The sequence below is a fragment of the Janthinobacterium leeuwenhoeki genome, from assembly GCF_051380795.1.
Taxonomy (GTDB): domain Bacteria; phylum Pseudomonadota; class Gammaproteobacteria; order Burkholderiales; family Burkholderiaceae_D; genus Janthinobacterium.
Genome location: NZ_JBNYXT010000047.1, coordinates 20,717 through 32,963 on the forward strand (window position 1 = coordinate 20,717; position 12,247 = coordinate 32,963).

General features: G+C 62.7%; 11 protein-coding genes. 5 read left to right on the forward strand and 6 right to left on the reverse strand.

The genetic code is table 11. The features are described from left to right. The gene (locus ACQ4WS_RS23630) at positions 1–759 is read left to right on the forward strand and encodes a type III pantothenate kinase (RefSeq protein ID WP_436479442.1); all 759 of its coding nucleotides are present in this window, start codon (positions 1–3) and stop codon (positions 757–759) included. Then, positions 753–1,439: an SPOR domain-containing protein gene (locus ACQ4WS_RS23635; protein ID WP_436479443.1), complete on the forward strand. Its 687-nt coding sequence runs from the start codon at positions 753–755 to the stop codon at positions 1,437–1,439. The genes ACQ4WS_RS23630 and ACQ4WS_RS23635 overlap by 7 nt, the downstream gene beginning before the upstream one ends. A 52-nt stretch (positions 1,440–1,491) precedes the next feature. Here ACQ4WS_RS23635 and ACQ4WS_RS23640 read toward each other — a convergent pair whose 3' ends face one another. The 6 genes from ACQ4WS_RS23640 to ACQ4WS_RS23665 all read right to left on the reverse strand — a co-directional run bounded on the left by ACQ4WS_RS23640 (position 1,492) and on the right by ACQ4WS_RS23665 (position 8,392). Beyond that, complete coding sequence (locus tag ACQ4WS_RS23640; protein ID WP_436479444.1) at positions 1,492–2,547, reverse strand: septal ring lytic transglycosylase RlpA family protein; 1,056 nt, start codon at positions 2,545–2,547, stop codon at positions 1,492–1,494. Then, positions 2,547–3,662 carry a rod shape-determining protein RodA gene (gene rodA / locus ACQ4WS_RS23645; RefSeq protein ID WP_436479445.1) on the reverse strand — a complete coding sequence of 372 codons (1,116 nt, stop codon included), beginning with the start codon at positions 3,660–3,662 and terminating at the stop codon, positions 2,547–2,549. Before rodA ends, ACQ4WS_RS23640 begins: the two co-directional genes overlap by 1 nt. Before the next feature lie 8 nt (positions 3,663–3,670). After that, complete coding sequence (gene mrdA / locus ACQ4WS_RS23650; protein WP_436479446.1) at positions 3,671–5,641, reverse strand: penicillin-binding protein 2; 1,971 nt, start codon at positions 5,639–5,641, stop codon at positions 3,671–3,673. A 12-nt stretch (positions 5,642–5,653) separates the two neighbouring features. Continuing rightward, on the reverse strand, positions 5,654–6,166 hold the full coding sequence (mreD, locus tag ACQ4WS_RS23655) for a rod shape-determining protein MreD (RefSeq protein WP_099379984.1): 513 nt from the start codon (positions 6,164–6,166) through the stop codon (positions 5,654–5,656). Next, positions 6,163–7,242, reverse strand: a complete 1,080-nt coding sequence (gene mreC / locus ACQ4WS_RS23660) for a rod shape-determining protein MreC (protein ID WP_436479447.1) — start codon at positions 7,240–7,242, stop codon at positions 6,163–6,165. The genes mreD and mreC overlap by 4 nt, the downstream gene beginning before the upstream one ends. 106 nt (positions 7,243–7,348) lie before the next feature. Beyond that, a complete protein-coding gene (locus tag ACQ4WS_RS23665) occupies positions 7,349–8,392 on the reverse strand; it encodes a rod shape-determining protein (protein ID WP_010393186.1) in 1,044 nt (347 codons plus the stop codon). 351 nt (positions 8,393–8,743) lie between these two features. Between ACQ4WS_RS23665 and gatC the strand changes: the two genes are divergently transcribed. The 3 genes from gatC to gatB are packed head-to-tail and all read left to right on the forward strand — an operon-like array spanning position 8,744 to position 12,097. Then, on the forward strand, positions 8,744–9,046 hold the full coding sequence (gene gatC, locus ACQ4WS_RS23670) for an Asp-tRNA(Asn)/Glu-tRNA(Gln) amidotransferase subunit GatC (RefSeq protein WP_034749369.1): 303 nt from the start codon (positions 8,744–8,746) through the stop codon (positions 9,044–9,046). Positions 9,047–9,099: 53 nt separating this feature from the next. After that, positions 9,100–10,584, forward strand: a complete 1,485-nt coding sequence (gatA, locus tag ACQ4WS_RS23675; protein ID WP_436479448.1) for an Asp-tRNA(Asn)/Glu-tRNA(Gln) amidotransferase subunit GatA — start codon at positions 9,100–9,102, stop codon at positions 10,582–10,584. Between the two features lie 52 nt (positions 10,585–10,636). Then, complete coding sequence (gatB, locus tag ACQ4WS_RS23680; protein WP_436479449.1) at positions 10,637–12,097, forward strand: Asp-tRNA(Asn)/Glu-tRNA(Gln) amidotransferase subunit GatB; 1,461 nt, start codon at positions 10,637–10,639, stop codon at positions 12,095–12,097. Positions 12,098–12,247: the final 150 nt, after the last annotated feature.

Here is a 12,247-nt window from a genome sequence, read left to right on the forward strand (position 1 = left end):
ATGCTACTGCTGATCGACGCCGGCAATACGCGCATCAAATGGGCACTCGTGGCCGCCGGCAGTCCCGTCGGCGGCTGGCTGGCCAGCGGCGCCGTCACGCATGCGCAGATCGATATGCTGGCCGCGCAGTGGGCGACACTCGACATCAACGAAGCGCTGCTGTCGAATGTGGCAGGCGCCGTCATCGGCACGCGCCTGCGCGCCATGCTACCGGTAGTGCCGCGTGACTTTATGTCGCTGCCGCAGCTGGCCGGACTGACGAGCGGCTACCGCGTGCCGTCGCAGCTGGGCTGCGACCGCTTTGCCGCCGCCATCGGCGCGCTGGCGCTGGCGCCTGGCCTACCCGTCATCGTCGCCAATTGCGGCACCGCCACCACCATCGACGCCATCACGGCCGATGGCGTTTTCCTCGGCGGGATGATCTTGCCGGGACTGGGATTGATGGCCAGCTCGCTGGCGCGCAACACGGCGCAGCTGCCGCAAATCACCAGCGACGCCGTGCTGCCGGCCGGCTTTGCCGACAACACGGACGACGCCATCCTCTCCGGCTGCCTGGCGGCCCAGGCGGGCGCCATCGAACGGGCCGTGCGCATGCACGGCGCCAGCGCCTGCCTGCTGTCGGGCGGTGCCGCAGTGCGCATCGCACCGGCCCTGGCGCTGGCGGTGCCGCTGCAGTTGGTGGACAATATTGTCATGCTCGGCCTGCAGGCGGCCGCGCGCGCCGGGGCCGCAGGAACACAAGGAAACCACGTATGCTGAAATTCGTCTTCTGGCTGCTGGCCGGCGTCAACCTGCTGGTGCTGGCCATCGGCCAGGGTTATCTGGGCAGTTTTCGCAGCGAGACGCGCGAACCTGCGCGCCTGAAAAACCAGCTGCAGGCGGCCAAGCTCACCTTGTTGACGCAGGAGCAGGCCACGGCGCCCGCCGCCGAAGAGGACGCGACGCCGGCGGCGACCGTACCTGCGCCAACACCATCGTATGCCTGTACGGAAGTGGGCAATTTCCTGCTGGCTGACGGGCGCCGCTTCGAGGCGCAAGTGGCGGTGCTGGACCTGGGCGACCGCCAGTCGCGCCGCAACGTGGCCGGCCAGGAAATTTCCAGCTACATGGTGTATATCCCGCCGCAGGGCAGCAAGGAAGGCGCCGACCGCAAGGCCGGCGAATTGAAGCAGCTGGGCGTGACGAACTACTTCATCATGAACGAAAGCAGTCCGCTACGCTGGGGCATTTCACTGGGCGTATTCAAGTCGGAAACCAGCGCGCAAAGCCAGCTGGCATCGCTCAACAAACAGGGCGTGCACAGCGCCCGCGTCGCGCCGCGCTACAGCGCCAGCAAGCAACTGGCCTACCAGTTCCGCGACCTCGACGCCGCCACGCGCGCGCGACTGGCCGAGATCACGAAACAGTTCGAAGAGCAGGAACTGCGCTCTTGTAAATGACACCTGACAATCGCGTCGGATTACGGCGCTTTGCGCCTAATCCGACCTACGCTTATCTTTCGATGACGATGGGCTTGATGCCCGTCGACTCAGGCAAATTTGCCGCCGCGCGTGCCGCCTCGGCACGGCTGGAAAACGGTCCGCCGTACAGGCGAAACAGGTTACCGGCCTGCACCACGCCCAGGGTGCCCAAAGCTGCCGCATACGGCGCCAGGCGCGAACGTCCCGATTCCGCATTGTCGGCGCGCGAATAGGCGCCCAGCTGCAAATAAAAGCCGCTGGCCAGCGCCGCCGGCGCAGGCATGGCCACCGTCGCATCGACGGGCGGCATTTGCGTCGACACTTCCGGCTGCACCACGGCGCCCGTTTCCACGGGCGTATCGATGGAGATAGCGACCACGGAAGGCACGGGCTTCGGCGCCGCTCTAGCCGCAAGGATGGCGTCGATATCGGCTGGCAGCAGCCGTTCGACCACCACCTGGTGGCTGCCCTTGCCGAGGAAACCCAGTTTCAGCGCCGCCGTGTAGGACACGTCGATGACGCGCGTGGCGTGGAAGGGACCGCGGTCGTTGATGCGCACGATCACCTGCTCGCCGCTGTCGATGCTCGTCACGCGCGCATACGACGGAATCGGCAAGGTCGGATGGGCTGCCGTCATCTTGTACATATCGTAGATTTCGCCCGACGAAGTGCGCTGGCCATGGAATTTCTTGCCATACCAGGTGCCCGTGCCCTTTTGCTTGAATGGTTCGTTATCGGTGATCGGCGTGTACGTCTTGCCGAACACGACATACGGGCGGTTCGAGCGCGTCGAATACGGCTCGTTGCGCACTTCCGCGTCGGGCACGTCGCGCAGGTTGGCTGGCGGATTGTCGCCCGGGCCGTCATCCTTGTAGTAGCCGCCGCGCCCGGAGCCGGCCGCCGGCAATGCCGGCAAGGTGGGATCCTGGCGCACGGGCATCTTGACCTTGCCGCCGGACGGCAGCGGCACATTATGCGATGCGGGCTTTTGCGGCGTGGTGCCGCAGGCGGCCAGGGTCAGCAAGACCGTCAGCAGTGTGGCAACATTCGGCCCGCGCGTGGCGAAGGTATCGAAAGGCGCGCGCATCAGGTCTGCACCAGCTTGCGATGGCGCTGAATGCTCATCAGGATACCGGTGGCCACACCCAGAGTCAGCAGCGCGGTGCCGCCATAGCTGAGGAATGGAAGGGGAACGCCGACCACCGGCACGATGCCGCTGACCATGCCCATGTTAACAAAGGCGTAAGTAAAGAAAATCATAGTGATCGCTCCTGCCAGCAGGCGAGTGAAAAAACTGGGGGCGTTGGCGGCGATCATCAGCCCCCGTCCCACCAGCAGCAAATACATCAGCATCAGGATCAAGTTACCGACCAGGCCGAATTCCTCGGAATATACGGCAAAAATAAAATCGGTCGTGCGTTCCGGAACAAACTCCAGGTGGGCTTGCGTGCCGTGCGTCCAGCCCTTGCCCGTCATGCCGCCGGAACCGATGGCGATGATTGACTGGATGATATGGAAGCCCTTACCCAACGGGTCTTTGGTCGGGTCGATCAGCATCATCACGCGGTCGCGCTGGTAATCATGCAGGTGCGACCAGGCGATGGGCAGGCAGGCAACAAAGGTGATCAGCAAGCCGGCCAGCACCTTCCACGACAGGCCGGCCAGGAAGATGACGGTAAAGCCGGCCGCCACCACCAGCAGCGCCGTGCCCAGGTCGGGCTGGCGCGCGATCAGGTAGACGGGCACCAGCAGCAGCACGGCCGCCATCAGGAACGATTTCCAGCGCAGGGCGCCCGCATTATGCTGGAAGAACCAGGCCAGCATCAGCGGCGTGGCGATCTTCAGGAATTCGGACGGCTGGATGTCGATCACGCCGATATGCAGCCAGCGCCGCGCACCGAGCTTGATGGTGCCGAACAGCGCCACGGCCACCAGCAAGATCACCGATACCGTGTATGCGGGCACGGCGATGCGCATCATCATCTGCGGCGTGACATTGGCCGCCACCCACATGACGAAAAAGCACAGCAGGATGTTGCGCAGGTGGTCTTCGATCTTGCCGGGAATGCCGATGCTGGCCGAATACAGGGTCAGCAGGCTGGTGCTGAGCAGCATCAGGATGATGATCATCAGCGGCGGATCAAACACCGCCAGATAGGGTTTGGCGCGCCGCCACAGCGAGCGCCTCTCGTTAATGGGCATGTGCTTCCTTATTGCCTGGCAGGTACCGCCGGGGCGGCCTGCTCGTCAGTGATTTCTTCCAGGGTGCGCACTTCGTCGACATCTTCCTTGGGCACCTTGGTGGTGTCCTTTTCCTTGTCGCTCGGGCGCTTGCCCAGCAGATAGTAGTCGAGCGCCTTGCGCGCGATCGGCGCGGCCACGCCGGCGCCGAAGCCCGCGTTTTCCACCACGATGGCAATCGCGATGCGCGGCTTGTCGGCCGGCGCAAAGGCCGTAAACAGGGCGTTGTCGCGCAGGCGTTCGGCCAGCAGCTTGGCATTGTACTTCTCGTTTTTCTTGATGCCCACCACCTGCGCCGTACCCGTCTTGCCGCCCACCGTGTACTGCACGCCGGTGAAGATGCGCGCGGCCGTGCCACCCTGCTCGCTGGTCACGCCCACCATGGCGCGCTTGATGATGTCGATGTTTTCCTGCTTGAGCGCGATGCGGTAGCTTTCCTTGGGCACCGTCAGGGTGCGCGCGCGCGTGGCCGCGTCTTCGATGATCTTCACCAGATGCGGTTTCATCACCACGCCGTTATTGGCCAGGTTGGCCGTCGCGTGGGCGATCTGCAGCGGCGTGTAGGAATTGTAGCCGGAGCCGTTACTCACCGAAATCGTGTCGCCGCCCACCCATTTTTTCTGCTGCGGCGTCTTGAATCGGTTGCGCTTCCATTCCGTCGATGGCAGCACGCCCGTCTTTTCGTTATTCAGGTCGATGCCCGTCAACTGGCCGAAACCGAACGGTTTCATGAAGTCGTGAATGGCGTCGATGCCCATGTCGCGGCCCAGCTGGTAGTAATAGGTATTGCACGAAACGACGATGGACTTGTGCATGTCCACCGTGCCATGGCCGCCCACCTTGTCGTCGCGGAAGGTGTGGCCACCGAGAATGAAGAAGCCGGGATCGGAAATCGACTGGCTCGGCGTGCGCTTGCCCAATTCGAGTGCGGCCAGCGCCATGAAGGGCTTGAAGGTCGAGCCGGGCGCGTAGGTGCCGGACAGGGGCCGGTTGACCATAGGCCGGTCCAGCGAAGTATTGAGTTCGTTCCAGCTTTGCTGGTCGATGCCGTCGACGAACAGGTTGGGGTCGTAGCCTGGCTTGGACACGTAGGCGAGGATGTCGCCCGTGGCCGGGTCGATGGCCACGGCCGCGCCGCGCCATTCGCCGAACGCTTCCTCCACCACCTTCTGCAGTTCGATGTCGATCGACAGGATCAGGTTGTTGCCAGGGGTGGCCGCCGTACGCGACAAGGTACGCATGGCGCGCCCGCCGGCCGATACTTCCACCTCTTCGTAGCCGGTGGTGCCATGCAACTGTTTCTCATAGCTTTTTTCCAGGCCTTCCTTGCCGATATGGTCGGTGCCATTGTAGTTGGCCGCGTCCTCGCCCTCTTCCAGCGCCTTGGCTTCATTGCGGTTGATGCGGCCGATGAAGCCCACCACGTGCGACGCCACCTCGCCCATCGGATACTGGCGAAACAAGCGCGCCTGCACCTCGACGCCGGGGAAGCGGAAGCGCTGCGCCGTGAAGCGCGCCACTTCCTCGTCCGTCAATCGCGTGCGCAGCGGCACGCTGACGAAGTTCTTCGACTCTTCCAGCAGCTTCTTGAAGCGGCGGCGGTCCTTGATGTCGATCTGCACCAGGGTCGACAGCTCGTCGATCACGGAATCGAGGCTGGCGCTCAATTTCGATGGCGTGATTTCCAGCGTATAGGCCGAGTAATTGCGCGCCAATACCACGCCGTTGCGGTCGAGGATCAGGCCACGCGTGGGCACGATGGGCACCACGGCGATGCGGTTGTCTTCGGCCTTGGTCGCATAGTCCTCGTGCTTGATCACCTGCAGCCAGATGAAGCGCGCCAGCAGCAGCGAAAAGCAGACGAAAACGAGCGCGCCCAGGATGGTCAGGCGCATGCGGAAAAAATGCAGTTCGCGCTCGGTGTTCTTGAGTTCAGTCATGGCAGGCGCTCGTCAGATCGGCCGGTTATGGTCGCGGTCCACGGCGCGGCGCTGCGGTGCCAGCAAGATCCACGTGACAATGGGCCACAGGGCGACGGCGACGAAGCTCTCGATGAAATTAAGCCAGCCGGGGAAGCGGCCCGAGACGATCAGCCGCGTCAGCAATTGCAGCGCCTGCGTCAGCAGCAGCAGCGGCAGCACGTGCAGCGCCTGCGTCAGGATGGGGAACCACAGCACGCGGCGGTGCATCATGATGGCGAAATACGACAGCAAAGTATAAGCCAGCGCATTCTCGCCCAGCAGGGTCGAATCGTGCACGTCCATCATCAGGCCCATGAAGAACGCCACGCCGATGCCAACCTTGCGCGGCTGGTGTATGCCCCAGAAGACCAGTACAAGAGCGACGAAATCGGGCACGCCGACGAACTGCCCCCATGGCAGCAGATTCAGCAGGAAAGCGCACAGCAGGGAAAAGCCGATGAACAGGGGGCTGACCGGCAGCAGGATGTAATGCGGGCGGTTCATCGTGTCGCTTCCTTCGGTGGCACGGCGGCAGGTGTTGGCGTTGGTACTGGTGTTGCGGCAGGCGCCGCCGGTTTCGGCGCGGGGCCGGCAGGCGGTTTCGCGACCGGCGCGGCGGCCGTATTGGTGGCCGGTGCTTTCGCAGCGGCGGCGGCAGGCTCCTTGGCAGGATCCTTGATCGGCGCCATCTTGCCGGCGATCTTGCGGCCCGTCTTGACCTCTTCAGCGGGCGGGCGCGGTGCAATCTCGGGTGACGTCATCAAGATGAGCAGCTGGGTGTTGCGTTCGATGCCTGCCAGCGGCTGGCACACGACACGGCCGAACGGGCCATGCGCATTGCGCTCGACCAGGGTCACGCGCGCCACGGCCAGGCCGGCCGGGTACAGGCCGTCGAGGCCCGAGGTAATGACAATATCGCCGATCTGGATGTCGGCGCTGGGGGCAGTGAAGCGCAGCTCCATGGTGCCAGACTTGCCGCGGCCGATGGCCACGCTGCGCACGCCATTGCGCAGCAGCTGCACGGGAATGGCCTGCTCTTCATCGGTCAAGAGCGTCACTTCGGAGGTAAACGGGAACACGCGCGTGACTTGTCCCACCACGCCCAGGTTGTCGATCACGGGGCGGCCCAGTTCGACGCCATGCTGAATGCCCCGGTCCAGCACGATCTTGCGCGTGGCCGAATCGCGCGTGTCATACAGCACTTCGGCCATCATGGTCTTGACGGGGACGCGCTCACGCGCTTCCATCAACTTGCGCAAGTGGTTGTTTTCAACGATGTTGAGCTGCGCCTGCTGCAGGATCTGCGCTGAGGCGATCTGTTCGTGCTTGAGGTCGCGCACCTGTTTTTCCAGGGCGGACAGCGAAGAAAAGTAATTGCCGACACCGAGCGCCACATCACGCGGCACCAGGGCCGCCATCTGCACCGGATACAGCACGGTGCCGACTGCCTGGCGCACGGCAGTCAGCGCGTGCATGCGCGAATCGACCAGCAGCAGGGCGATAGAAATGCCGGCGAACACCATCATCTTGACGCGGGCAGAGGCGCCTTGTTTGAAAAGTGGCGGAGGACTGTATTCCATGACTTCCAATAATCAGGCCAGGCGCAGTGCGCCAACGTGCAGACCCCGGTCAGACGCCGGCGCCAAAACCAAAGCCGGAGACCCGCTCTCCGGCCCGTTGATCCGATTATTCGTAGGAGAAGATCGAGCCGAGCTTGTCCATACGTTCCAGGGCCATCCCGGAACCGCGCACCACGCAGGTGAGCGGGTCCTCGGCCACCAGCACCGGCAGGCCGGTTTCCTCCATCAGCAGACGGTCCAGGTCGCGCAGCAGTGCACCGCCGCCCGTCAGCATCATGCCTTTTTCGGCGATGTCGGCGCCCAGTTCCGGCGGCGTCTGTTCCAGCGCGTTTTTCACGGCCGAGACGATGTTGTTCAGCGGGTCGGTCAGCGCTTCGAGGATTTCGTTGCTGGAGATGGTGAACGAGCGCGGGATGCCTTCGGACAGATTACGGCCCTTGACTTCCATTTCCTTCACTTCCGAGCCAGGGAAAGCCGAACCGATGGCCTTCTTGATGGCTTCAGCCGTCTGTTCGCCGATCAGCATGCCGTAGTTGCGGCGGATGTAGTTGACGATGGCTTCATCGAACTTGTCGCCACCGACGCGCACGGAACCCTTGTAGACCATGCCGCCCAGCGAGATGATGCCTACTTCGGTGGTGCCGCCGCCGATGTCGACTACCATCGAGCCGGTCGCTTCGGACACGGGCAAGCCCGCGCCGATGGCCGCTGCCATCGGTTCTTCGATCAGGTACACCTGCGAAGCGCCGGCGCCCAGGGCCGATTCGCGGATGGCGCGGCGCTCAACCTGGGTCGAACCGCACGGCACGCAAATGATGATGCGCGGCGAAGGACGGAAGAATTTCGAGTCGTGCACCATGCGGATGAATTGCTTGAGCATCTGCTCGGTGACGGTGAAGTCGGCGATCACGCCATCTTTCATCGGACGAATCGCTTCGATATTGCCCGGTACCTTGCCCAGCATCTGCTTGGCTTCCTTGCCGACTGCCTGAATGGTCTTCTTGCCATTCGGACCGCCTTCCTGGCGGATGGCGACGACGGATGGCTCGTCCAGGACGATACCGAGGCCGCGTACATAAATAAGGGTGTTGGCCGTGCCCAAGTCAATGGCCAGATCGGTGGAGATATACCTGCGTAAAAAACCAAACATGAGTGTCCTGTAGCGCATCGAGCTGCGCAAAAGCTGTTTATGGGGAGTTTCAAAGCGGGCGCTTTCAGGCCCCCTGAAAATCCATGAAGGCGATTTTCCCGGGTTTCGCTTGGCGCTTGCGCAATCTTTTCTATGCTGCGGCAGCAGTCCATCAGCGCCGACAACGCATTAACCCGCCATTCTACCTTATAATTTGAATGCGATTTGCTCAAAAACCATGGAAAAGTGCGACTCTTGCAGCCGCGAGTTACGCGGCATTCCTCGATTTTTGTGAGCAAAATAGCAGTAAATACCCGCGTTTTATCAAAACGCCAACTTAATACTAATGCGCGGCACTCCGCGCCATTCGCCATGTCCCTGACACTCTCCGACGTAAAACGCATCGCCCACCTGGCCCAACTTGAAATGGCCGACGATCAGGCCGTCACGTCTTTGGCCCAATTGAACAAGATTTTTGCATTGGCGGAACAAATGCAAGCCGTCAATACCGATGGCGTGGCGCCCCTGAGCCACCCGCTGGCCGCCCATATGGACAATATCGCCCTGCGCCTGCGCGAGGATCTTGCCACGGAACAGAACCGCCGCGACGCCTACCAGGCCGTGGCGCCGAAAGTCCAGGATGGACTCTATCTCGTTCCCAAGGTTATCGAATAAGCACGCCGCTGCGCCGTTCCCGCCTTCTTGCCGAATATCAAAATAGAAACGCCATGCATACAAAATCCATCAAACAGCTGTCCACGCTCTTGCAGAACAAGGAAATTTCCGCCGTTGCACTGGCGACGCATTTCCTCGACCGCATCGAAGCGGACAACTCGAACGCCTTTTTGCACGTCGACCGTGCCCTGACCCTGGCGCAAGCTGCCGAAGCGGATGCACGCATCGCCGCCGGCACGGCCACGCCATTGACGGGCGTGCCGATCGCCCACAAGGACTTGTTCGTCACGAAAGGCTGGCGCACGACGGCCGGCTCGAAAATGCTGGCCAACTACGCCAGCCCGTTTGACGCCACGGTGGTAGAGAAATTCCGCGCGGCCGGCATGGTCACCCTGGGCAAGGTCAATTGCGATGAATTCGCCATGGGTTCCGGCAACGAGAACTCGGCCTTCGGCGCCGTGCAGAACCCGTGGGACAAAAACGCCGTGCCAGGCGGCTCGTCCGGTGGCTCGGCCGCCGCCGTGGCGGCTGGCCTGACGCCAGCGGCCACCGGCACCGACACGGGCGGCTCGATCCGCCAGCCAGCTGCGTTTTGCGGCATCACCGGCATCAAGCCGACGTATGGCCGCGTCTCGCGCTTCGGCATGATCGCCTTTGCCTCGTCGCTGGACCAGGGCGGCCCGATGGCCCGCTCGGCCGAAGACTGCGCCCTGCTCTTGAGTGCCATGGCCGGCTTCGACGAACGCGACTCGACCAGCCTCTCGCCAGAACAGGGCGGCGTGGCGGAAGATTTTTCGCGCAGTCTTGATGAACCACTCGCAGGCTTGCGCATCGGCGTGCCGCGCGAGTACTTCGGCGAGGGCCTGGCCAAGGATGTGGAAGCGGCCGTGCGCGGCGCGCTGGCGCAGTATGAAAAGCTGGGCGCCACCCTGGTCGATATCTCGCTGCCGAACACGGCCCTGTCAATTCCCGCCTACTACATGATCGCGCCAGCCGAAGCGTCGTCGAACCTGTCGCGCTACGACGGCGTGCGCTACGGTCACCGCGCGGCCGAGTACAAGGATTTGCAGGATATGTACAAGAAGTCGCGCGCCCAGGGCTTCGGCCCGGAAGTGCAGCGCCGCATCATGGTCGGCACCTATGTGCTGTGCCACGGCTACTACGACGCCTACTACCTGAAGGCGCAAAAAATCCGCCGCCTGATCGCGCAGGATTTCGACGCCGTCCTGAATGGCCCGAACGCCGTTTGCGACGTCATCATGGGACCGGTCGCGCCAACCGTCGCCTGGGACCTGGGCGACAAGACGGATGACCCGGTGGCAAACTACCTGGCCGACATCTACACCCTGTCGACCAGCCTGGCCGGCCTGCCCGGCATGTCGATTCCATGCGGCTTTGGCACTGGCGAGAAAAACGGCAAGCGCCCCGTCGGCCTGCAAATCATCGGCAATTATTTTGGCGAAGCCAAGCTGCTGAACGTGGCCCACCAGTTCCAGCAAGTGACGGACTGGCATACGCGCGCTCCTGCCGGTATCTAACTATATATTTGCGCCGCTTTGCCGGCGCCACCAGAAAAAAAGCGAGAACACTATGCAATGGGAAGTCGTCATCGGTCTTGAGAACCACGTACAGCTCACGACCGAATCCAAAATTTTCAGCGGTTCGCCAATCAAGTACGGCGCCGACGCCAACACGCAGGCCAGCCCCGTCGACCTGGCGCTGCCAGGCGTGCTGCCCGTCATGAACAAGCAAGCCGTCGACCGCGCAATCCGCTTCGGCCTGGCCGTGGGCGCCACCGTCGCGCCGCACTCGGTCTTCGCGCGCAAGAATTATTTTTATCCGGACTCACCCAAGGGCTACCAGATCAGCCAGTTCGAAGACCCTGTCGTCATCGGCGGCGCCCTGACCTTCGGCTATGAAAAGGATGGCGAATTCGTCACCAAGACGGTCAACCTGACGCGCGCCCACCTGGAAGAAGACGCCGGCAAATCCCTGCACGAAGACTATGCGGGCATGAGCGGCATCGACTTGAACCGCGCCGGCACGCCGCTGCTGGAAATCGTCTCGGAACCGGAAATCCGCAGCGCCGCCGAAGCCGTGGCCTACGCCAAGGCCTTGCACTCGCTGGTCATGTGGCTGGGCGTTTGCGACGGCAACATGCAGGAAGGCTCGTTCCGCTGCGACGTCAACGTCTCCGTGCGCCCTGTGGGCCAGAAGGAATTCGGCACCCGCTGCGAAATCAAGAACCTGAACTCCTTCCGCTTCATCGAAGAAGCCGTGCACGTCGAAGTGCGCCGCCAGATCGAACTGATCGAGGACGGCGGCAAAGTCGTGCAGGCGACGCGTTTGTACGATCCGGACCGCAAGGAAACGCGCGAAATGCGCAGCAAGGAAGACGCCCAGGATTACCGCTACTTCCCGGACCCTGACTTGCCGCCGCTGGTCATCTCGCAAGCGTGGATCGACACCGTCAAGGCCTCGATGCCGGAACTGCCGGCCGCCATGCGCGCCCGTTTCATCAGCGAATACGCGCTGCCTGAATATGACGCGCTGGTGCTGACGCAATCGAAAGCCATGGCCACCTATTTCGTCGCCGTGGTCGACAAGGCCGGCAAGGAAAACGCCAAGGCCGCCGCCAACTGGCTGATGGGCGACGTAGCGTCGACCCTGAACCGCGAAGGCGTGGATCTGGACGAAGCACCCGTTTCCGCCGCGCAGCTGGCCGCCATGCTCAAGCGCATCGCCGACGGCACGATCTCGAACAAGGCGGCAAAGGAAGTCTTCGCCGGCATGTGGGAAGCGAAGTCAAACGACGAGCACCTGGTCGATGCCATCATCGATGCCAAGGGCCTGAAGCAGATCTCGGACACGGGCGCTCTGGAAGCCATCGTCGATGAAGTGCTGGCGGCCAACGCCAAGTCGGTGGAGCAGTACCGCGCCGGCAAGGAAGCGGCCATCAACGCACTGATCGGCCAGGCCATGAAAGCCTCCAAGGGCAAGGCCAACCCGGCCCAGCTGACGGAACTGCTGAAGGCCAAGCTGGCGGGATAATTTCCCACACTCCCAAAAAAAAGACGCTACGGCGTAATGCCGTTCAGTTAAGCAGGTTTTCGTAGAACGCGCATGGCATAGCGCTTTGGTTTTGCCTTGACGGCCCGGTCGAATTTTCGATCGGGCCGTTCGTCATTGAGAAGACTAACC

What these genes read in the sequence shown, in the direction of transcription:
- rodA (WP_436479445.1), bottom strand. Translation starts at nt 3,662, where the DNA reads ATGCCCATTAACGAGAGGCGCTCGCTGTGGCGGCGCGCCAAACCCTAT.
- gatC (WP_034749369.1), top strand. Translation starts at nt 8,744, where the DNA reads ATGTCCCTGACACTCTCCGACGTAAAACGCATCGCCCACCTGGCCCAA.
- ACQ4WS_RS23635 (WP_436479443.1), top strand. Translation starts at nt 753, where the DNA reads ATGCTGAAATTCGTCTTCTGGCTGCTGGCCGGCGTCAACCTGCTGGTG.
- mrdA (WP_436479446.1), bottom strand. Translation starts at nt 5,641, where the DNA reads ATGACTGAACTCAAGAACACCGAGCGCGAACTGCATTTTTTCCGCATG.
- ACQ4WS_RS23640 (WP_436479444.1), bottom strand. Translation starts at nt 2,547, where the DNA reads ATGCGCGCGCCTTTCGATACCTTCGCCACGCGCGGGCCGAATGTTGCC.
- gatB (WP_436479449.1), top strand. Translation starts at nt 10,637, where the DNA reads ATGCAATGGGAAGTCGTCATCGGTCTTGAGAACCACGTACAGCTCACG.
- mreD (WP_099379984.1), bottom strand. Translation starts at nt 6,166, where the DNA reads ATGAACCGCCCGCATTACATCCTGCTGCCGGTCAGCCCCCTGTTCATC.
- mreC (WP_436479447.1), bottom strand. Translation starts at nt 7,242, where the DNA reads ATGGAATACAGTCCTCCGCCACTTTTCAAACAAGGCGCCTCTGCCCGC.
- ACQ4WS_RS23665 (WP_010393186.1), bottom strand. Translation starts at nt 8,392, where the DNA reads ATGTTTGGTTTTTTACGCAGGTATATCTCCACCGATCTGGCCATTGAC.
- ACQ4WS_RS23630 (WP_436479442.1), top strand. Translation starts at nt 1, where the DNA reads ATGCTACTGCTGATCGACGCCGGCAATACGCGCATCAAATGGGCACTC.
- gatA (WP_436479448.1), top strand. Translation starts at nt 9,100, where the DNA reads ATGCATACAAAATCCATCAAACAGCTGTCCACGCTCTTGCAGAACAAG.